At 56.3% G+C, this 20,568-nt stretch carries 19 protein-coding genes, 1 tRNA gene and 1 pseudogene; 7 read left to right on the forward strand and 14 right to left on the reverse strand.

Translation table 11 applies throughout. The features are described 5' to 3' along the window. The 3 genes from IPM58_14535 to IPM58_14545 all read left to right on the forward strand — a co-directional run. Positions 1-227 (forward strand): hypothetical protein (locus tag IPM58_14535; protein MBK9308260.1); only part of this gene is annotated, 227 nt, incomplete at its 5' end. A gap of 980 nt (positions 228-1,207) precedes the next feature. Further along, positions 1,208-1,651 carry a hypothetical protein gene (locus IPM58_14540; protein ID MBK9308261.1) on the forward strand — a complete coding sequence of 148 codons (444 nt, stop codon included), beginning with the start codon at positions 1,208-1,210 and terminating at the stop codon, positions 1,649-1,651. A 299-nt stretch (positions 1,652-1,950) separates the two neighbouring features. Beyond that, a complete protein-coding gene (locus IPM58_14545) occupies positions 1,951-2,832 on the forward strand; it encodes a DEAD/DEAH box helicase (GenBank protein ID MBK9308262.1) in 882 nt (293 codons plus the stop codon). A gap of 22 nt (positions 2,833-2,854) precedes the next feature. Here the strand turns inward: IPM58_14545 and IPM58_14550 are convergent, their stop codons facing one another. From IPM58_14550 to IPM58_14565, 4 genes are all read right to left on the reverse strand, one after another. Continuing rightward, positions 2,855-3,856 carry a hypothetical protein gene (locus IPM58_14550; GenBank protein MBK9308263.1) on the reverse strand — a complete coding sequence of 334 codons (1,002 nt, stop codon included), beginning with the start codon at positions 3,854-3,856 and terminating at the stop codon, positions 2,855-2,857. Between the two features lie 322 nt (positions 3,857-4,178). After that, a complete protein-coding gene (locus IPM58_14555; protein MBK9308264.1) occupies positions 4,179-4,277 on the reverse strand; it encodes a PEP-CTERM sorting domain-containing protein in 99 nt (32 codons plus the stop codon). A 2-nt stretch (positions 4,278-4,279) separates the two neighbouring features. Next, on the reverse strand, positions 4,280-4,558 hold the full coding sequence (locus IPM58_14560) for a transposase (GenBank protein ID MBK9308265.1): 279 nt from the start codon (positions 4,556-4,558) through the stop codon (positions 4,280-4,282). A 65-nt stretch (positions 4,559-4,623) separates the two neighbouring features. Further along, entirely contained in the window at positions 4,624-5,175 is a 552-nt protein-coding gene (locus IPM58_14565; GenBank protein ID MBK9308266.1) for a UpxY family transcription antiterminator, read from the reverse strand. Positions 5,176-5,578: 403 nt separating this feature from the next. Here IPM58_14565 and IPM58_14570 point away from each other — a divergent pair. From IPM58_14570 to IPM58_14580, 3 genes and pseudogenes are all read left to right on the forward strand, one after another. Next, positions 5,579-6,702, forward strand: a pseudogene (locus IPM58_14570) (IS3 family transposase). 504 nt (positions 6,703-7,206) lie between these two features. Further along, entirely contained in the window at positions 7,207-7,824 is a 618-nt protein-coding gene (locus tag IPM58_14575) for a response regulator transcription factor (GenBank protein ID MBK9308267.1), read from the forward strand. Between the two features lie 204 nt (positions 7,825-8,028). Further along, positions 8,029-8,104, forward strand: a tRNA-Phe gene (locus tag IPM58_14580). A gap of 225 nt (positions 8,105-8,329) precedes the next feature. Here the strand turns inward: IPM58_14580 and IPM58_14585 are convergent. From IPM58_14585 to IPM58_14610, 6 genes are all read right to left on the reverse strand, one after another. Next, positions 8,330-8,692, reverse strand: a complete 363-nt coding sequence (locus IPM58_14585) for a cytochrome c (GenBank protein MBK9308268.1) — start codon at positions 8,690-8,692, stop codon at positions 8,330-8,332. A gap of 33 nt (positions 8,693-8,725) precedes the next feature. Next, positions 8,726-12,499 (reverse strand): CusA/CzcA family heavy metal efflux RND transporter, encoded by a 3,774-nt coding sequence (locus IPM58_14590; GenBank protein ID MBK9308269.1) that lies wholly within the window; start codon positions 12,497-12,499, stop codon positions 8,726-8,728. Next, a complete protein-coding gene (locus IPM58_14595; GenBank protein ID MBK9308270.1) occupies positions 12,426-12,965 on the reverse strand; it encodes an efflux RND transporter periplasmic adaptor subunit in 540 nt (179 codons plus the stop codon). The genes IPM58_14590 and IPM58_14595 overlap by 74 nt, the downstream gene beginning before the upstream one ends. Beyond that, on the reverse strand, positions 12,962-14,227 hold the full coding sequence (locus tag IPM58_14600; GenBank protein MBK9308271.1) for a TolC family protein: 1,266 nt from the start codon (positions 14,225-14,227) through the stop codon (positions 12,962-12,964). The genes IPM58_14595 and IPM58_14600 overlap by 4 nt, the downstream gene beginning before the upstream one ends. A 98-nt stretch (positions 14,228-14,325) precedes the next feature. Continuing rightward, positions 14,326-15,147: an RNA methyltransferase gene (locus tag IPM58_14605; protein ID MBK9308272.1), complete on the reverse strand. Its 822-nt coding sequence runs from the start codon at positions 15,145-15,147 to the stop codon at positions 14,326-14,328. Positions 15,148-15,203: 56 nt separating this feature from the next. Continuing rightward, complete coding sequence (locus tag IPM58_14610) at positions 15,204-15,545, reverse strand: hypothetical protein (protein ID MBK9308273.1); 342 nt, start codon at positions 15,543-15,545, stop codon at positions 15,204-15,206. Positions 15,546-15,703: 158 nt separating this feature from the next. On the opposite strand from IPM58_14610, the gene IPM58_14615 reads away from it, so the two are divergent. Continuing rightward, entirely contained in the window at positions 15,704-16,165 is a 462-nt protein-coding gene (locus tag IPM58_14615) for a helix-turn-helix transcriptional regulator (protein ID MBK9308274.1), read from the forward strand. Between the two features lie 35 nt (positions 16,166-16,200). On the opposite strand, the gene IPM58_14620 is transcribed toward IPM58_14615, so the two are convergent. The 4 genes from IPM58_14620 to IPM58_14635 form a co-directional block, all read right to left on the reverse strand. Beyond that, the gene (locus IPM58_14620; GenBank protein MBK9308275.1) at positions 16,201-17,091 is read right to left on the reverse strand and encodes a hypothetical protein; all 891 of its coding nucleotides are present in this window, start codon (positions 17,089-17,091) and stop codon (positions 16,201-16,203) included. Positions 17,092-17,096: 5 nt separating this feature from the next. After that, a complete protein-coding gene (locus IPM58_14625; GenBank protein MBK9308276.1) occupies positions 17,097-19,070 on the reverse strand; it encodes a hypothetical protein in 1,974 nt (657 codons plus the stop codon). Then, complete coding sequence (locus tag IPM58_14630; GenBank protein MBK9308277.1) at positions 19,010-20,062, reverse strand: hypothetical protein; 1,053 nt, start codon at positions 20,060-20,062, stop codon at positions 19,010-19,012. The genes IPM58_14625 and IPM58_14630 overlap by 61 nt, the downstream gene beginning before the upstream one ends. 122 nt (positions 20,063-20,184) lie before the next feature. Continuing rightward, positions 20,185-20,451: a hypothetical protein gene (locus IPM58_14635; protein MBK9308278.1), complete on the reverse strand. Its 267-nt coding sequence runs from the start codon at positions 20,449-20,451 to the stop codon at positions 20,185-20,187. Positions 20,452-20,568 lie beyond the last annotated feature (117 nt).

Below are 20,568 nucleotides of genomic sequence, written 5' to 3' on the forward strand. Positions count from 1 at the left end.
TCGCCGAACATCCTCTCATTCCCATCGTCCAACGGATCGGGGTGGCCGCCCATCATGCGGGGCATCTTCCCTCGTGGAAAATCGCGATCGAAGAACTGATGCGACAGGGCCATCTCGATGCCGTGTTCGCCACCACTACGCTGGCAGCAGGCGTCGACTTTCCGGCACCACGCACGGTCGTCATCACCAATCCAGCATCCGCAAGTCCCGCGACTTCACCGACCTGACCATCGGCGAAGTGCAGCAGATCGCGGGGGCGAGCCGGCCGACGAGGAAAAGATCACGTGGGCTTTGCGGTGATCCACCCCTCCCCACATCGACCTGAACGTCCTCACGAAAGGACTGACGGGACAACCGGAAGCGATCGACAGCCAATTCACCATCAGCTACCCGATGGTCCTGAACCTCCTCAAGGCGCATCCACACGAGCACATTCAAGGCATCCTGGAGAAGGGTTTTGCGCAATTCCAACTCAACCAACGGGCGGAGCTTCTTGAACGGAAATTAGATCTGCTGCACACAAGTATCGTTCGGTCCTCGGTGTGAACGGATTGGATCACGCAATGGCAATCCTTCGATCACGTACGGCGGCACCGTCCAACCCGACATCAGACGCATCGACCAGAGTCGCCGGAGGTCGCCGCACGGTTATCATTTCTCACACCGGGACGAGTGGTAGGACTTCATAGGGGGCATGGAATTGTTCTCAGACAGTATCGGAGTAAAGGCCAAAAGAATTCCATGCTGACCATGCTGCGGCCTGGTGGCGCCGTCACAGAATGCCCGGTGACCAGTGTGCGAGAAGTCTATGACCGAACCTACGACTGTGCGGAGCTCCCGGAGCCATCCCTGGTGCTCGACAGAATCGTTCGATCGGCTCAGCGAGCAGTTGGAGAATCTTCCTCCCCGATTGCCCATTCTCCCCATTTTGACCGCCTTCCGTGGAACCGTTTGCCGGATGCCGTCGTGCGGATCCTTTGGGGACTTCCTGACCGACCTTTTCGTCCCGACCAGCTTGTCAAAAGGACTTCCCCCTGCCTTCCGACTTCGCCAAGAACAGCACCGGCACTGCCAAGTCCATTCAAGCGCTGCGAACCAGCCTCTGGCACCGCTGTCAAGAAGGCGTGGACGTCCTCCAGACATTCGGGTATCTCCTCGACCGCGCAACTCACCGCCGATGGAGAATGGGCACGACTGATCCCGCACGATCACTCACTCCCTGATCACGGAACTGATTCGTGCCGAGGCGTTCACCGGCGCGGACCCGTCGCTTCTCGCCGGCATCATGGCCAGCTTGGCTCACGACGATGATCGCCCGGGAGCATTTCCCCGCATTAGTCCGAGCTTGAGTTCGCTACTGCGGCAAGTTCGCAGCTCCGCGGAGAGTCTGTCACCACACGAAGACCCACCGCTCCTTCGCGCGGACGTGGCCGCATTAGCCGAGCGGTGGATCGCTCGAGCCGACGCTCACCTGGATCGGCCTCTGTCGACTCACCACCATGGCAGAAGGAGATATCACCGGCTGCTTGCCAGAACGATTGAATTCCTCTCTCAGATACAGACACTCAAAGCCACCCATCCTGGATTGGCTGATTCTGCAGCAGAAGCACTTGCGCTGATCCGACGCGGAGTCTTGGAGGAACTGCCGTGAACGCGTCTCTCGTCATTCATGAAGCGTCGTTCATTCCTTCGATTTTGAGTTCCAAGTTTCACGTTCAACGTTTCAAGTCATCCAGAATCCAAAACACCTCAAACCTGAAACATGAAAGTTGAAACTGTCGACCAATACGCTTCACGAGAAAGACATGACTTCTGACGAACTCGAACGACTGCTCGCACAGCAACCCGTGGCGCTCTTGCATCGCCTGGCCCGCGGCCGTGTTCATCGACAATTCCGCGCCGGTAAACGACGTCTGATCGAGTTATTGCTTCAACATTCGAGTCAGAATCGTGCCGGTCTGGAATCCGATCTCCAGGCTCTGCTTGCCCGAGGTGCGACACGCCCCTCCACTCAGCACCCGGAAGCAACTACCCGCGCAAGCACCGATCCCAGCGGTGATGGAACCAGCTATCTCACTCGCCAGTTGGTTGGAAGGCATCGGTGTACCGACTCCACAACCGTTCGTGCCGGACCCGTGGCAGACCGAGGCCCTCTCAGCGGTGAGTGCAACCGACGTCGTGATCAGCGTGCCCACGGGAAGCGGCAAGACCTACGTCGCAGTGGAAGCAGCCCGCCGCGCCATGGAGGACAATCGCACCGTCATCTACACCTCCCCACTTAAGGCGTTGTCCAACACAAAATATACGGAGTTTTCACGGCTCTTCGGGTCGGAGAAAGTCGGCATTCTCACCGGCGACCGGCAAGAGAACGGCCAGGCTCCGTTGCTGATCATGACGACAGAAATTCTCCGCAATCTGCTCTACGATGCAGCCAGCGGAGAAATCGATGTCAGGTTGGACACGCTGGGGCTGGTGATTTTGGATGAGTCGCAATATCTGGCCGATCCTGAGCGTGGAGTCGTGTGGGAAGAGACCATCATCTTTTGCCCATCACAGGCAAGACTCCTGTTGCTCTCCGCTTCGATCGGGAATCCTCAGGACATTGCCGATTGGCTGACCTCGATCCGGCCTACGACATGCCGTCTGGTACGGCATAGCAAGCGGACAGTCCCGCTCAGAGCGGGCTATCTCCATCCCAACGGGAAACTGACGCCGTTGTTCAGGACGCAGGGCATCCCCTACGGACACCCGAGCCAACTCAATCCTGAGGCTAAGCGCCTGTTCGTGGAATACGAAGAGGAAACCCTGCCGTCAGGACGTTCGAGACGGTAGCTTCTACGATCCTTCTGGAAGTTTAAAAAGAACCGGTCAGCCCGATGAGCACCCCATGACGAATGGTTTGGAACTCGTTAAGAGAAACCCTGTCGGTACCACCTCCAATGGGATGATTTTTCCACTCACCGTCATACGTGCGGTTCCACATGACGCGATAGCCTCCTGTTAGGGCGAGATTCCCCGTCAGCGAGAACTTCACACCTGCCCCTGCTGTGGCACCGACTCCGATTCCCCACATCGAAAAGCTCGGATCCTGCTGTAGGTCTGAGCGAAGATGATGCACGTCTTCGTTGTAGAGAAGACTGACAGGACTCACGGAGACCTTGAAGTCAAGGCTCACTCGACGGGTGACGTGATATTCCGTTTCGACTCCAATATGGATGGGCGTGATCCAATGCGCGGTATTCGTGATGGCCGTCACACCAGTCAAGTTAAGGTTCGGCGTACAAGACAAACCAGGAATTCCTGAAGGGGTACAGATCTCCTGGCGGACACCGGTCGCCTCGTACCTGGTCCTCCAATACTGAAAACCGGCGAATACGTCGACATATCCACGCGACCCTGTAAACTCGGCCGCACGGAACCCAAGATCAAGGCGCCCATATTGAGTACCTGATCCAGAAATATCACTATGCGTTCGTGAAAAGATGTGCTGTCCACCCACCGCCGTGAAATCATCATCCACGAGGAGTCCTCGATCAAACGAGACAGAGAACCCGCCTTCAGCCCGGACAAACCCACGGCGACCGAAGTGGACCTTTCCTCCCAGTTCGATGATATGGGTATCGTTATCATTGTAGACCAGCTTTGAGGTCGGATCGCCCAGCCGGGGATCGAGTCCAGATGCGTCATGACTCCATCTGGTTTCACCCGCCGTGAACAACCACGATCTGAGTGACAGCTCCACCCGTGGATTCTTTTGCGGTTCGGCACCTTGTCCCCAGCTCAAGTCAGCTGATGCAACGAGGAGCAACAGGACCATGCTGGAAACCCCTACAGGCTGGTGCTGTAATGACCTCATTATCATCCTCCACCACCACTTTGACTCACTACCGTCCCAATGCATCGCTCCATTCCGAGGATCATACCCGAGACAACAGTCGCTTGGTAGATCTTTCCTGTTCATGAACCTGAGGGGAACCGCACGCGTGAGACATGCGCAGCCTGTCGGATGAGCCCACTATCCTCTGAGAGCTCACGATAAGCGTAGGATGGGCAAGAGGAACTGTTGATAAGAAAAGACTCTCGTTGGTAGAAGCGGCAGGAGTAGCGTTCTAAAGAAGAAGGCCACCTCGATCTGAGATCGGGGTGGCCTTCACATTACAAACGGACTTGAGATCAGCTTAGCTCTGAGTCTTCAATGCTCGCCGACTCCACACACCAAGTCCGAGCAATGCCAGGCCCACCAAGAGAACAGACGCCGGTTCCGGAATTGTGTGCATGTCTAACACTCTCCTTTGACGTCCTTCAGTAAGGCTGCCCTGAGCGTCGAATGGTCCAGCGCAAGCTCCGCAAATTGTCGTTGCAGCCGACGATGTTCAGCTTCCAAAACACGCAACTGCTCTGTGGTCGGCCTCGGGCTCATGGTAAGCCTCGCACGCCACCGGTAGAGCGTCCGCTGGGGAATCCCATCCTCACGAGAGACATCGCTGACAGATCGACCGGCACTCAACTTAGAGAGTGCCACTTTCATCTGACCTTTTGTATAGCTAGGTCTGGCCATACGGCCACCGTCAATATCTCCCCGCATTGTTCAGAGCAAAAGGCAGGGCTATGATCAGCACCAACTTAGTGAATCGGCGCAACTTCATCGGCCTCGATATAGACAAGCGCGGCTTGCTGAATGAGAGAGGCTCGGATCACCAACCCATGATGTTTGGTTCGTCTGATGAGCTGTCCGCGTAACCCTGTGAGCGGCCCCTGCACCACCTCCACCCACTTGCCTTCAATAAGGTAATCGCATGGTTCCATCATGCGATTCGCCGACGAGACTTGTTGGAGGGCCGTAATTTCCTCCTCCTGTATCGGTTCTGGTTTCGACACACCAACGATACGGGCGACACCCGGGGTTTTGAGGACCACGAGGCTATCACTCAGCGAAAACCTTGCGAAACAATAGCCATGAAACAAGGGCACCGTTGTCCACACCTTGCGGTCTGACCACTGCCGACGTTGTTTACTCAAAGGGAGAAACGGCTCTATGCCTCCTGCCATGAGCCGGTCACGCACAGGCTTTTCATGACGAGAATGTGTCTGTATCGCGTACCAGCAACGATCCTCAGCCGGGGCGGTCGCGTTTCTTTCCTCTACAACCAATTGCACTCCACTGGTAGCAGTCACAGCTTCGCCCCCTCAGTCCAAGCCCAATTCAAGACGGGAGTTGCAGCGCGCATCCTAGGAAAGCATGGTGCACATCTGCTATCGGACATATGTCTAGTTAATGTGTAGAGATGCTGTTCGCATCCGGCACCTTTGTCCGGTCAAGCGCTTGTCGGAGGGCGTACGATCAATGACGTGGAGTGAGGATGAGCCCCCAAGAGGTATCGACTGATCGTGATACAGTGCAGTCCGTACAATGATGCGGCACACATCATTCATGGTGTGGGTAGAACTTTCGTCATCCAACCCTTCTCGATCCATCGCTCTGCTGTAAGAGGGGGCTCCGGAAATTCGGACAGTGTGCTAAGTGGTAGCCTGGCTTCACCAAGGCCATCGAGTGGTGGCAACACAAAGGAGCGAGGCGATGAAAAGAACCCGACGGAATCATGGAGCGACCTTTAAGGTCCAGGTGGCGTTGGCCGCTGTCAAAGGAGAGAAGACGGTGGCGGAATTGGCTGAGCAATTCCAGGTCCATCCCACCCAGATCACCGAGTGGAAGCAGCAGCTCCTGGCCCGGGCGGCGGACGTGTTTGGCGGGTCGAAACCACCGGCAGAGGCGCCGGACCTCAAGACCTTGCACGCAAAGATCGGACAACTGACGCTGGAGAATGATTTTTTAGAAGGCGCGCTCACCAAGGCGGGCTTGCTGAGCGCAAAGCGATGATCGATCGCACCCATCCATTACCGATCGGGCGACAATGCCAGGTGCTGCGGCTGGCTCGGTCCACCGCCTACTACCAGCCGAGGTCCGTTCCTGATACGACACTGGCACTGATGCGTCGGATTGACGAGTTGCATCTGCAGTATCCTTTGCCGGCGCCCGCATGCTGCGTGATCTCCTCCGGCAAGAGGGCCACGCTATTGGGAGACGACAGGTCGCGACGTTGATGCGACGGATGGGCATCACGGCGATCTATCGGAAGCCGAGGACCAGCCAGCGGCATCCCGCTCACCGGACTTATCCGTACTTACTACGACAGCTGACCATCACGCGCCCAAATCATGTGGGCTGCCGATATCACGTACATTCCGATGCGCCGGGGCTTCGTGTATCTGTTTGCCATTCTGGACTGGGCCAGTCGCCGGGTGTTGGCCTGGCGGCTCTCCAATACGCTAACCACGGACTTCTGTCTCGACGCCGTGCGGGAAGCGATCACGCAGTATGGCTGTCCCAAGATCTTCAACACCGACCAAGGGGTGTCAGTTCACCAGCCAGGAGTTCACGGGGCTCTTGAAAGGCCAGGGATTCAGATCAGCATGGACGGCAAAGGGTGCTGGCGGGATAACGTGTTCGTGGAGCGACTCTGGAAGAGCCTGAAATATGAGGAGGTGTATTTGCACGCGTATGACACCATCAGCGCGGCCCAGCAGGGGTTGGAGCGCTATCTGCGGTTCTATAACCAGACCCGACCGCATCAGGCGCTTGCTGGCCAGACGCCGGACCAGGTCTATGATGACAATCTGACCACACGGCAGACCACCGCGTAGTCAGCCATCAGCCAGGCACCACTTAAGGAATGGCCTGCGCTGTCCAAACAACCGGAGCCACCTCTGTTCTTCATTTTGAAACATTGCTGAACCATTCCGTAAGACGATTGAGAATTGTCGTACTTTAGAACAGTACTGAAGACGCAACAGACCCCCTACTCGAAAGAGAATGATGGAAGACGAATCAAGTGTAGACGACTAATTTCACTGGTTTCTGCCAGTGACTATCGACAGGATTGCTGCCGGTACCCCGATTGATGAGTTTGCCGACTCGTCCATAGAATCTGTGTCACATTGATACAATTTGACTGGGTCCGTTCGTATACGCCTTATCCGTATAAATGCTCCTGATCAAAACATTGGGGAACATTTTCTCTTGCTTCATCGATGTCTGAATTGCTATACGTACTTCGACTATGGCTATTGAGCATCATATTTCAGATCTATGTATACCTAGAGATCGTCAGAGCAAGCGGCGGCAAAATAGATACCAGAAGGAGAACTATGGCTAAGGTAAATGCGCAGGTTTCACTCCGAACCGTCGCGATTATCAGTGGCCAGTATGTCGTCTGGCTAGGCTTAAAGAGTATCCTTGAACACTCCAGGACCATGCGTGTTGTGGGAGAGCCGGTCCAGCGGGACGGAAATCAAACACTCCTCACACAGTATCGGCCTGACATCGTTATTCTGGACACCGAAACCGAACGAGACGCCATCGGAACCATCCAACAGATCCAAGAGTGCTCTCCCACCAGTAAGCTCGTAGTTTGGAGTCCCCCGGCGGTTGTGCTGGCCACAATCGAAACCTTATCCCCTTCACCAGACAACGGGACCTGCATGGGGAACAATGTTGGAGGGCCGTTGGATCTCCAAGCGTCTATCCTGGAAAGGTACGATTCGAGGGAACAGGCCACGCCGTGGCCTGACGCGCTTACCGAGCGTGAACGAGAAGTTATCCAACTTGTCGGCCAAGGGATGTCAAACAAGGATATTGCTTATCGCTTATCCATCGCTAACAGTACCGTCCGCCACCACCTTACCAGTATCTTCGACAAAGTCGGCGTGCCGAATCGACAAAAACTTCTACTCCACACTCATCATTTGCGTTTCCCACCGGTCTAACCTCACGTGAACGTACGTCAATAGCCATATCCTCCATCTACTTTTCCCAGATCGCCCCGTTACGGTTGCCTGCTGGCCACAGAGCACACTGCTCACAGGTACCAGGGCGTGGAGCTTCATGGTAGAAATCCGCACAGATAAAAGATGTGGAAGTCCGATGCACGACCTTGGTAAGATGCGCCCGGTCGACGTCATACCCAAGGTGCCGAGGTAGCTCAGTTGGCAGAGCACAGCCCTGAAAAGGCTGGTGTCGACAGTTCGATTCTGTCCCTCGGCACCACTCTCTTCGTCAGTTATCCTCTCTCGGAATCCACACTGTTCCGTATGTTGCAAGACGCGAGTTCCTGCAGGTCGGGTCTTTTCAGCTGCTGATGAGTGTGCGATTCAGCGCTCAATACACTGGTCAGAACTCAGGTGCGTACAATGGAATGTGAAAAGGCGGCGACTATGCGGTGACTTGAGATCGACTGCGACCCGCATCGGACAGAAGCTTCAGAACCCCTCTCTACTTCGCCAGCGTCCGGACGTAGGCCAACACAGCTCGGCTCTCCTCTTCCGACAAAAGACGCTTCCAGGACGGCATGTTGGGTTTTCCTTCATGAATGGTTTCCAGCAACACCATGTCAGACTTTCGCGCGGTCGACGGTCTCGTGAGATTCGCCGGGTCTGGTCCCAGCATCATGTACCCGTCTCCTTGACCCTTTAGTCCATGACAGCCTGCGCAATGCTGAGAATAAAGTACGTTTCCTCTGACATCGTCCCCACCTTGAGAATCGGTATCCGTCTGAACCGCGAGCACATGCGCTCCCACCACAAGGATAAGAGTGAGGCTCAACACAACTCCCATGATCACGTTTCGCATTGTCATATTTGTTTCGTCCTCCTCGAGCCTGATTCCACATCACGTCGACGGCAGGCTGCCTGGTTGGTGGGAGCGTCGAGGCTCCTGGGTCCCCTGAGGCGTCTCGAAGGGTGACTCAGGCGAGTCACCGGTTACGCCTCCTTGCGGATCACCCTCGGGCGTCGTCCCTTGCGAACCCTCTTCCAGCCAGCGATAGAGTACCGGCAGCATGATCAGCGTCAGCAACGTCGAGCTCACAAGGCCGCCGATGACGACGATTTCGAGCGGCCGCTGCACTTCGGACCCGATTCCCTGCGCAAATGCCAGTGGGACAAGACCCAACAACGCAACCAACGCAGTCATCAGTACGGGGCGTAACCGCAGGAGTGCCCCCGACGTCACCGCTTCATCCAGGCTATGGCCATCGTCGCGAAGTTTGTTCATGTAGGAGACCAGCACGATGCCGTTCAGCACAGCCACACCGAACAGGTTGATAAAACCGACGGATGCCGGCACGCTCAGATATTCTCCCGTCAGCCACAGCGCCACCACTCCACCGATCATGGCAAACGGTAAGTTCAAGATGATCAGGGTCGCCTGACGGAGGGAATTGAAGGTCGAGTAGAGCAACAGGAAGATCAATCCAATCGTGATCGGAACAATGATTTGCAGTTTGGCCATGGCTCGTTCCATATTCTCAAACGAGCCGCCCCATGTCACTTTGTACCCGATGGGAAGATCTACACGCTGCTCGATTTTCTGCTGCGCCTCCGCAACCAGACTGCCGATATCTCGTCCCAATGTGTTGAACCCGATCGACACATACCGCTGAAGCTGCTCGCGACTGATACGCCCAGGCCCCTCTTCCAACTCCACAGTGCCTAAGTCCGCCAGAGGGATCAAGGCACCGGCATGATCGCTCACCCGAATATTGCTGATCGCTTCCACACTGTCCCGATACTGTTCTGGAAACCGTAGAATGAGATCGAACCGCTGCTGTCCTTCATAGACGCGCGTCGCCACTTCACCACCAATCGCGGTCGTGATGATCTCTCGGACATCGGACACATTGATCCCATGCCTGGCAATCTTGCCTCGATCGACATCAATCGTGAGATACGGCTGTCCAAATAACTGCTCCACTTTGATGTCCCGCACACCTCGGACGGTTTCCAACACCTCAGCGATTTCCTGTGCCTTGTCTCGAAGGATCTCCAGATCATCACCAAACAGCTTGACGGTGGCTTCCGTCCGCACACCGGAAATCAACTCATCAACCCGCTGTTGGATCGGTTGGCTGATAAGAAACGTCGCTCCGGCCACACTGGTCAAGCGTTCACGGAACTTTTGAACAAGCTCCGGCCTCGTCTTTGCCGTCGTCCATTGGTCCAGCGGCCGAAGCCGGACGACCGGATCGCTCTCATTCGGCTCCTGTGGATCATTTCCCAATTCCGTTCGGCCGATTTTCGAGACCACCATCTCTACTTCTGGAAACTCCATAATCGCTTGCTGCATACGTTTCTCGATCTCAATCGACGCCGGCAACGACACGCTCGGAAGACGAATGGTTTGTGGAGCCAGTGACCCTTCATTTAGAATCGGGATAAATTCGCTTCCCAGAAACGGCACTAAGGCCAATGCTCCGACCAAAGCTCCGACAGCCAAAGCCAACACCACGATCCGGTGTCCAAGCGCCCATCGAAGGGACGGCGCATAGAGCCGCTTCGCTTGTCGGACGATCCACGGATCCTCCTCACTCCCCTGTTTGAGTGCCAACGAGCAGAGCACCGGCGACAGCGTGAGCGATAACACAAGAGAGACCAGCAGCGCGATCATGATGGTATAGGCAAGTGGCTTGAACATCTTGCCCTCCATCCCGTGAAGCGAGAGGAGCGGGAGAAACACCAAGATAATGATCAGAATCCCAAAGACGACCGGCTGTCCGACTTCTTTCACCGCTTGCGTGACGAGCTGAAGCCTTGGTATTGCGGCAGCCGAATGGTGCGAGAGATGGCGGTACACGTTTTCGACGACGACGACTGACCCATCCACAATCATGCCGATCGCGATGGCCAATCCTCCAAGAGACATCAAGTTGGCCGTCAGCCCGATTTGCCCCATGACAATAAATGTGGCCAGCGGCGCCAACACCAAGGTCCCGACGACGATCAGCGCGCTGCGCAAATTCCCAAGGAAGAGGAACAACACCACGACGACGAGCGCCACGCCTTCCGCCAGCGACTTATAGACGGTATTCAGTGCGGCCGTGATCAGCTCGATGCGGTCATAAAACGGGACGATCCGCCATCCATTCGGAAGCAAGTTCTTGGCATGAATGTCGTCGATCCGTCCTTTAAGACCTTCGATAACATCTCGAGCGTTGCCGCCCCGTAACATCAGCACGATCCCGCTCACGACCTCACGCTCTCCGTTCAGCACCGTGGCCCCATGTCTCACCGCATGGTCGATCACCACGTGGGCCACATCAGAGATGTAGACCGGAGTGCCACCGGTTTCCTTGACGACGATGCGTTCGATGTCACTCAGGGAGCGAATCAGCCCGATCCCACGCACAATATATTTTTCGTCATGCTTTTCCAGAATATTGCCGCCGGCATTGGCGTTATTTCTCGCCACGGCGTCAAAGACTTCTCTGAGAGTCAGGCCATATTTTCGAAGCAGACCAGGCTCGACCAACACCTGATATTGTTTGACGAAGCCACCCATGGAATTGACGTCGATGACTTCCGGCGTGCCTTTCAGAATGGGACGAATGACCCAATCTTGAATCGTTCGCTGTTCGATCAAACTCTGGTGCTCAGCTTCCTGGTTCATCGCCGATCCGCGTCTGTCCTCCAAATAATACTGGAACACCTCGCCCAGCCCGGTACTATTCGGTGCCAGCATAGGTTCGGCCCCTGACGGAAGGAGCTCCTCGACTTCGAGCAACCGCTCGAGCACCAACTGTCGAGCGACGTTAATATCCATCGAATCATCAAAGACAATCGTAATGAGCGACAGCCCGACCTTTGTCAGGAGCGCATTTCTGTGAGGGCGAGGCACACCTGCGAGTTGAAGCTCGATCGGGTACGTGACCAAGCGCTCGACCTCAGTCGGCGAGAGACCTGGAGCCTTCGTCACCACCTGGACCAACACGCTGGTCACATCGGGGAAGGCGTCGATGGGGATGGTTCGAAACGCGTACACTCCTCCGATCCCCATCATCATCGCAAAGATGATGACGACGAAGACGAAGGTGCGGCCTTGATCGCGTTGCAAGGCAGTCTCCGGCACCGCCAATCGATCTGGCTGCGCCTCTGAAAACAGCCGAATGGTCGCGAACATTTCGGGCTTGAGCCGTCCGTCTGGATTCGGCAATTCAAGCCTCAGTTGCATCGTGCGCGTCACGGGATCCAGCACATCTCCCACGTACGTGATCATGCCTTGAACGTTTCTTGGGATAGGCATTGATCCGCACTTCGACCTGTGTGCCACCGGAGGCATGGATAGAATGGACAAATGGAATATCCCTCTCCCGGGGATATTGGCGAGAATCCAGACTTCCGAGAGATCCGCAATGACAAACAAATTCTCCGTCGTCTCGACGACTTCGCCACGCGTCAGATTGCGCCCGATGATGCGACCGGCGAATGGCGCCACGATCGGCACCACAGACCGAATCTCACGACTCCGGTCGAGCCGACGCAATTCGTCGACGCTCATGCCCAGCAGCTTCAGTCGATCACGCGACTCATTGGCTTCAGCCTGGATACTCAACAATTCCGCATGACGACGCTGCAGTTCCGCTTCTCCTATGACCTTTTCTTCCAACAAGAATTTTGCCCGTCCATAGGCTTGTTCCGCAACGTGGAGTTTCGCCTGAGCTCGATGTTGCCGACTGCGCGAGGCCCAATTCACTACTGTATAAAATCGCCAGCGGGGCATTCGCCTTGACTTCTTGGCCAAGGTCACCATACACATCGACGACTCGCCCGCGAACCAACGTCGTAATCTCCGCCATATTCCGTTGATTGGGCTGAACGATCGCAGGGAAATCCCGATGCGTTCGAAAGTCGCTGAGTGCCGCCGGTTGGACGACAAGCCCCACTCGTGACGACTCCTCTGCCGACAGCGTGATAAGCCCTGGTGTCACGACGTCAGCGGTCGACTTACTGGCCACCACGTCACTCGGCGTCCCATCACAGCCTGCGTTCATCGTCGCCAGACCAAAGAGCAACCCACAGAATCCTCGGCTGATACACAGTGACGACTCTCGCAATAAATTGAACAGATTCCTCACAATGCTCCCCCTACGGCTTGCTCAAGACGCGCGAGTGAGACGGAGAGGGCATGCCTCGCCTCGGCATAGTCCAATAGTATTTGTCGTTCCACACGTTGCGCATCGAGCACTTCCAGCAGGCTCGACGCCCCTTGCTGAAAGCTGAACTGCGCAAGCCTCAGCGCCTCCTGAGCTTGTTTGAGCAACCCCTTATCAAAGACCTCGATCAACTCAGCCGTGGTGCGAACATCCTGATAATGTTGATAGACAGCCCGCCCCAGTTCATTACGCGTCCTGAGCAACTCAGCCTCCTCACGGCGCTTAGCCCCTAACGACGCTGCAATTTCTCCCTGACGTCGATACCACAGCGGCATGGGAACGGAGAGTCCCCCTTGAAACGCTTCACGCCCCAGCTCACGCCAATAACTCCCGCTGACGGTCACAGTCGGCACCCGTGCCTGGCGTTCAAACTCGATCTTCCAGTCCGATCGCTCCACTGACCTCAGCAGACGTTGAATGGTCGGATGCTGGTCCATCATGCGGACCATGAGCCCTTCGATCTGTAAATCACGCGGGACCATCCTAAACTCGCCCTGGACCGTATACGTCGCCCCAAGCGCACCGCCTGTTAAGGTGTCAACAACGACACGGCTGATGCGAACGACATTGTCTGCACGTGCGAGCTGCTGCCGGGCTTTCAGGACTTCCACCTCTGCCTTGATGGACTCAAATTGAGGGGCCTCGCCTGATGTGACCCGCGCCTTGACGATCCGTGCCACGCCTTCGACGGTATCAAGATTTTGTCGCGCAATGTTGGCCCCCTGCTGTGCCAACAACAAGTCGTAAAACGCAGCCTTGACCTGAGACGACAAATTCAGTCGAGTCTCCAACAAGCCCACGTTGGCCGTCGCAAAGCCAAGATCTGCAACCTGCTGACGAGCGGCGCGCAGTGCAGGCCATTCAACGGGTTGCCCGACCGTCACATTGTATTCCGACAGTGCTTGGGGATCGGGACTCGTCCCACCACTCACTCGGGAGGTATCTCGAAGCATCCCACGGCCGCCGAAGCCGGTGACGACAGGGTTGGGATAGGCACCAGCCGCCGTCTGCTGACCCTTTTGTTGCTCGATGTTTCCTTCTGCCAACGACACGACGGGGTTCTTCGTCAAGGCCAGATCGACAATCATGTCCAGACTATACACCTGCGCCACAGGCTCGGCAAAAGCCATCCCCACGCCAAGCGCGATGTTCATCCCCCACACCAGAGCAAATACCAATGCCATTACCGTCTCCCACCTCTTCCATTCCACAGATATCTCATCATACTAGGCCTATTATGGCCTCTTTTCAAATGTTCATGCCGCGCATTGAAGTTTCTCCGTTATCCCGTCACGGAATCAAACGGCAGTCCGCTAAAATAAAATGCCGAGATCGCCGCCGTGGCAGCGACATTGAGAGACTCCATCCCATCGGCGAGTGGAATAGAAAATTTGACGGGAGATGCCGCGACGACGTCCGGCGCCAGCCCCGCACCCTCGTTGCCGAGGGCGATCACGAGGCGGCTCGGAATCTTTTGAATGTTCCTGAGTGAGACTATACCAGCCGATGGGAGGACCGCCGAGTAAATTTCACATCTATACGTGGAAAATGTCCGAATCTCCCGCCCCCAAAAAATCGGGATATTTACGATCGAACCGGCTGCGGCACGGACAACTTTCGGGCCGAAGGGATCGGCACACTCTGCACTTAACCATACTCCAGAAAGACCCAGCGCCGCGGCCGTTCTAATGATCGCCCCGACGTTCGCCGGATCTTGAAGCCGATCAGCATAGATTCCGAGTACCGTCGTCCGGTTGAAAACCTGCGCTTCGTCCCATCGTGGCTGTCGAACGACCGCGAGTATCCCTTGCGGCCTTTCCACATCAGTCAGCTTCTCAAATGCACTGTCCGGACACACAAACTGAGATGCGGGCAATTGAGACCGTACGTGCCGCTCAGCATCGGTCTCGGTACGGAGATAATGTGGGGAGAGGACCAGGCTCTCGATGGCACCGACGTGTCGCGAAATGAGGTCCAGGCAGGATTTGGTCCCTTCGACAACAAACGCCCCCTCTTGTGATCTGACGTTCTTCTCACGAAGAAGCCGACGGATGAGAGTGCCCTGAGAGCGAGTGAGGGCCCGGAGATGCGTCGTTGCATCCACTTAGCGCCCCAACATCGCTCCCGAAGGGATAGGATGGAGAGAGAGAAGATCGCCGATCACCGGCGCCTTCGTTCGGAGGCCGCTTCCGCGGCGCGGATTCGCTGGGCCCGAGCCTTAGCGCGCTTCAGCGCAGTCAGCTTCCCACGCGTACGATTTTGCTCGAACTGCAACTGCTCAAGCTGAGATTTCAAGTGGGCCTTTTCTCGCTTGTGCAAGCTCGCGCACTCCGCCTTTGAAAGCTGGGTCCAATCCCCGCTGCTCCTTGCACGCTTGATTCGCTCGTCCAACGATTCCCGAAGCTGCTTAGCCCTCATCGTCACGAGAGACTTGAGTGCGTCTTGACGTCGCTGAACCTCTTCTTCCTCAGCCATGATGCCACGAATGTCTGTTCCCAACATAAATCTCTACCTCCTTCACCGCAATACAACTTGCGCGCATTATACTCGATTTGACACTCAATCGAAAACTCCATGTAACATATTGAAAAGTATATTACATTTAGAACTTCCCTCGCCTTTCGTTGAAGCTCGACCTTCTATTGTGTATCATCTTGTCCATGTCGATCGGTCTACGCATCCAGAGTTGGAGGCACTCAAAAAATCAGTCTGTCGAGTTATTATCAGACGCGGCTGGCATTCCCACCTCTCTTCTTGAACAAATCGAATCAGGCCAAATGGACCCCACAGCAGAGACGATCCAAGCCCTCGCCAGAGCGCTTCATATCCCTCCACCGTGGTTGTTTGATGAGCCGCAATCCTTTACACACCTGTTCACCGACGCAGACGAGGGTGAAGCGCCGGACCCTTCGCACATCGATCCGGTAACCGATCGCATCCTCGCCGCATCACGAGCCGATCGATCGCTCTATGTTCTGTTAACAACGCTCATGCAGGCCGGGGATCCAAAACTCCTCCGTGCCGCTGAAATGAGTCTCCGCAGTTTGGTGAAGCAGTCTCGCCAGGCCACCGTGCCCTGGCAACAACGCCCCTCCGGACATTTTGAGCCGCCGAGCGACTAACGCATCCGGCCGAGTTCTGAGGCTGATCCCGCTTCTCATCTATTGCCAACTCGCCGCCAAGACGGCTGGACATCTTGTGGCCGTTGATCGACAGCCTGATCCCAGGTCAGACCCGTTTGTTCTGTGAACGCTGCCATGGCATGAATCAGTTGATCAACCTGAGTATTGAGTAGCGCCTGGCCATTCCCGGCTTGGATCGTCTCCACGTGGTGCTCGTCGCCGAGATACCAGTTTTCAATGGCCACCTGATCACTGGTGCCGCGAATCGCCAGCCTCAGATCGTTCGCCTGCCTGCTAAGAATCAGATCCAATGGATTGATCGCCGTACCGAACGCCAAGCGATCGGTATTACCCGCAGTTACATCAACCTCTGAAATGGTGTCGGCCTCATCTCCTCGAGTAAAAACGTATACGTCATTTCCGGTCCCTCCGGCCAGATAATCGTTTCCAACACCACCAGCGATCGTATCGTCTCCTGTGTGGCCGACCAGCGTGTCATTGCCCTCATCACCGCTCATGACATCATCGCCGTCACCACCGGAGAGATAATCACCGCCACCTCCGCCGAAAATCCAATCGGCTCCGTCATCCCCGCTTATCGTATCGTCGCCGTCTCCGCCACTGATCTGATCGCTGCCGGTTCCACCATAGACCATATCGTTCCCAGACTCGCCGACCAGAATATCCTCGCCCTCGGCGCCGTTGAGCACGTCATGGCCCACACCCCCGGTCAGGATATCTCCACCAGCTTGACCGACCAGTACATCATTCCCATCCCCACCGATCAGCTGATCGTTCCCCTCGCCACCATAGAACGTGACGCCGGTCACACCACCCACTGCCGTAAGGACGTCGTTCCCACTGCTCCCGGCCACAAATTCCACTTCTGCAGTGGTGGCGTCCAAAATCACGGCGTCCGTTCCCATCACCGTTATCGCGTCATAGCCCGGTCCCCCACTGACCACGATATCGGCCGCATCGATGCAGAGCGTGTCGTCCCCTCGCCTCCAGAGAGTTGATCGGCACCTGCACCGCCATTCAGTACATCATTGCCCGCACCGCCTGAAAGGGTATCGTTCCCCGCATCACCCACGACGACATCGTGGCCCTCGTCGCCGTTGATCACGTCATCTCCCTCGCCACCGTAGAGATAATCGGCCCCGTTTCCGCCAAAGATTGCGTCAGCCCCGTCATCACCACTCACCGAATCGCTACCATCACCTCCAGTGACTTGATCGTTACCTGCTCCCGCGTAGAACGTATCATCGCCGACTTCCCCACTGAGGTGATCGTCTCCATCACCGCCGTTGAGCACGTCATGGCCCACACCCCCGGCCAGAATATCTTCACCAGCTTGACCAACCAACACATCGTTCCCATCCCCACCGATCAGCTGATCGTTCCCCTCGCCACCATAGAACGTGACGCCGGTCACACCACCCACTGCCGTAAGGACGTCGTTCCCACTGCTCCCGGCCACAAATTCCACTTCTGCAGTGGTGGCGTCCAAAATCACGGCGTCGGTCCCTACCACCGTCACGGCATCGTAACCCGTACCGCCACTGACCGTGGTATCCGCCGCATCGATGTAGAGTGTGTCGTCCCCCTCACCGCCAGAGAGTTGATCGGCACCTACACCGCCATTCAGTACATCATTGCCCGCACCGCCTGAAAGGGTATCGTTCCCCGCATCACCCACGACGACATCGTGGCCCTCGTCGCCGTTGATGGCATCATCCCCCTCGCCACCATAGAGATAATCAGTCCCGCTCCCTCCGAAAATGGCGTCGGCACCCTCATCGCCCGAAACTGAATCGACACCGCCCCCGGCAAGGATGAAATCATTCCCAGCATTTCCATAGACCGTATCGTCACCATTCCCGGCATCGATGCCGTCACCACCAGCGGTACCTACCGCGACGTCATTGTTGTCAGTCCCATAGATGGTGATCGTGGGCCCCAACAGACTCGTGAGCATCGCTTCGCTCCCGTCTGCAAAGGCCAGCGTCTCGACGACGAGGGACCCGGTCGCCCCGCTCGGATCGAAGTTCGGGAGCACGAGCTGGTCAGCTCCGCTATCGCCGACCTGAATGGTGAGCGTTCGTTCACTCTCATCGTGCGTGAACGTGAGATCACGGGGAGTAATCCCTACGCCGAACTGAATGCGGTTGCCTTCCCCGATGCTCGCCACGTCCTCGATCGTGTCGATCCCGTCGCCGATGTTGAAAAGGTACGTGTCGTGGCCGATGCCGCCGAGAAGGGTATCAGAGTCATGACCTCCAGCGAGCGTATCGCGCCCTGCGAGACCGGAAAGTAGGTTGGCGTCTCCGGAGCCAATCAACAGATTATCCAACTCATTGCCGGTGCCGTCGAGTGGTGGCGCGGGGATAAGATTGTCGTCATCGTCATAGCGTTCGGGAGGCGAGACCAACATGAGATTTTCGAGATGCTCACCCAGGACATAGGTCACCGTGCTCCTGACGGTATCGGTCCCTTCGTTGTTGAACTCCGCAATCGTCTGTTGTTGACTATGCACGACGTAGGTATCGTTGCCGGTCCCTCCAATGAAGAGATCGTCGGCAAGGCGAGGCACATCTTCCCGAACATTCAATACGGCTTCGTCGAACAGCCGTCTTCCCAAAGGCGAATTCGCCATGTCAGAGACGAGATCGCCACCATCGGCCATGAGAACATCGTCGCCGGCCCCACCGATGAGAATGTCGCTCCCGGTCTCTTCGATGTAGGGCGGTCCCTCAAGCTCCAGAAAGATCCCGCCGACCAACACATCGTCCCCCTCCCCACCACCGAGAATATTGTCGCCGGTGTTGCCGATGATGAGATTGTCTAACTCGTTACCAGTCCCTTGTGTAGCACCGCCGTCCTCCGCGAGAATGAGATTTTCCACGTGCGGATCCAACACATAGTCGAAAAGACTTTGAATGGTGTCGATCCCGTCACCTTCTGCTTCAATGACCCCATAGGTTCCAGCGACACCCGAACCGCCGAGAAGATAAGTATCATCCCCACCAAGCCCGGCCAGAGCGGCAGGGAACAAAGCACTGAGCACATCATCACCCGACGAGCAGCAGGCACGCCGACGTTGAGGGAAGACCATTCCAGACTCCGTTCAGTGCCATCGGCAAATCGCACACGTGCCTGTGTGGTTTCGGGACCCACCGCAAACGAATCCGTTGAAAGCTGTACCGTGAGTCTATCCCCGCTGTCAGAAATAAGAATGTCTGCAACGGAAGACGATCGCCAAGACAACACGACATCAGTCGGCGCGATGTCCGCCGCCATGTGAATGACATCGATGTCATTTCTGCCGCCATCGAGACTCACTCGATCCAGGCCGGATCCTCGACCGAACAGAACCGTATCAACGCCCGTCCCCAGAACCAGCGTGTCGTTCCCAGCTCCGCCATCGAACAGATTATTGCCTCTGAAGTCGAACAGGGTGTCGTCACCGGCCCCGCCGAGTAACGTGTCGTCGCCGATCACTTGCGGGCCGAACAACGATTGGAACGTCGTATCTCCGTAGAGCGTATCCTTGCCATCCCCTCCCTGGACCACGTCGTTCCCCGCCGATCCGATCAACAGATCATGCCCATCAGTTCCCACCATGGTTTCGCTCTCGAATGTTCCCGTGATGGTCGCGCCAACCACTGCTCGCGCGCTCAACTCGGCACTGTCCCACAGGGTGCCGTCGGCAAATCGCACTTGTTTTTGCTCATATCCAGCCAGCCCAAAGAATGAAACCAGTGTCAGCTCATCGGCAGTTCCACGAATAACCAGCTCAAGATTGAACCCATTGCGATAGACGTCGACATCATCCACCGCCACGGTTGAACCAAACTGAATCGTATCGATCTCATCGGCCGGCCCTGAATCGAACACCGTATCGCGGCCCGAACCTCGAACAAAGAGATAGGTGTCGGCCCCGCCGAATCCGGCAAGCGTATCGTTCCCAGCCCTCCATCAAGCACGTTCCGATGACTCGTTGCCTTGCACGTGATTATTCAGCGCGTTGCCGGTCGCATTGATGGCGGAATTCCCAGGAGGGTAAGATTCTCGACATGCTCGCTGAGGGTGTAGCTCGCGGTGCTCTGCACCATGTCGATCCCCTCATCTGTTTGCTCGATCACACGGTCGTTGACATCATCCACAATATAGATATCATCACCGACACCGCCGCTCATCGTATCGGCCCCGAGCCCTCCATCGAGTACATTGTTCGCCCGGCCCCCGACGAGTGTGTTCTCCAAATCATTGCCGTATCCCGCCACGGATTGATCGTGCGAACCATACGGGAGGAGTGTGAAGCTCGCAACGTCGGGGATGCGAGGTCGAGGAGCGTCAGGTTCTCAATATTCGCCGGCAATCGATAGTCGTGCGCAGCGACG

The organism is Nitrospira sp. (assembly GCA_016715825.1).
Classification (GTDB): Bacteria; Nitrospirota; Nitrospiria; order Nitrospirales; family Nitrospiraceae; genus Nitrospira_D.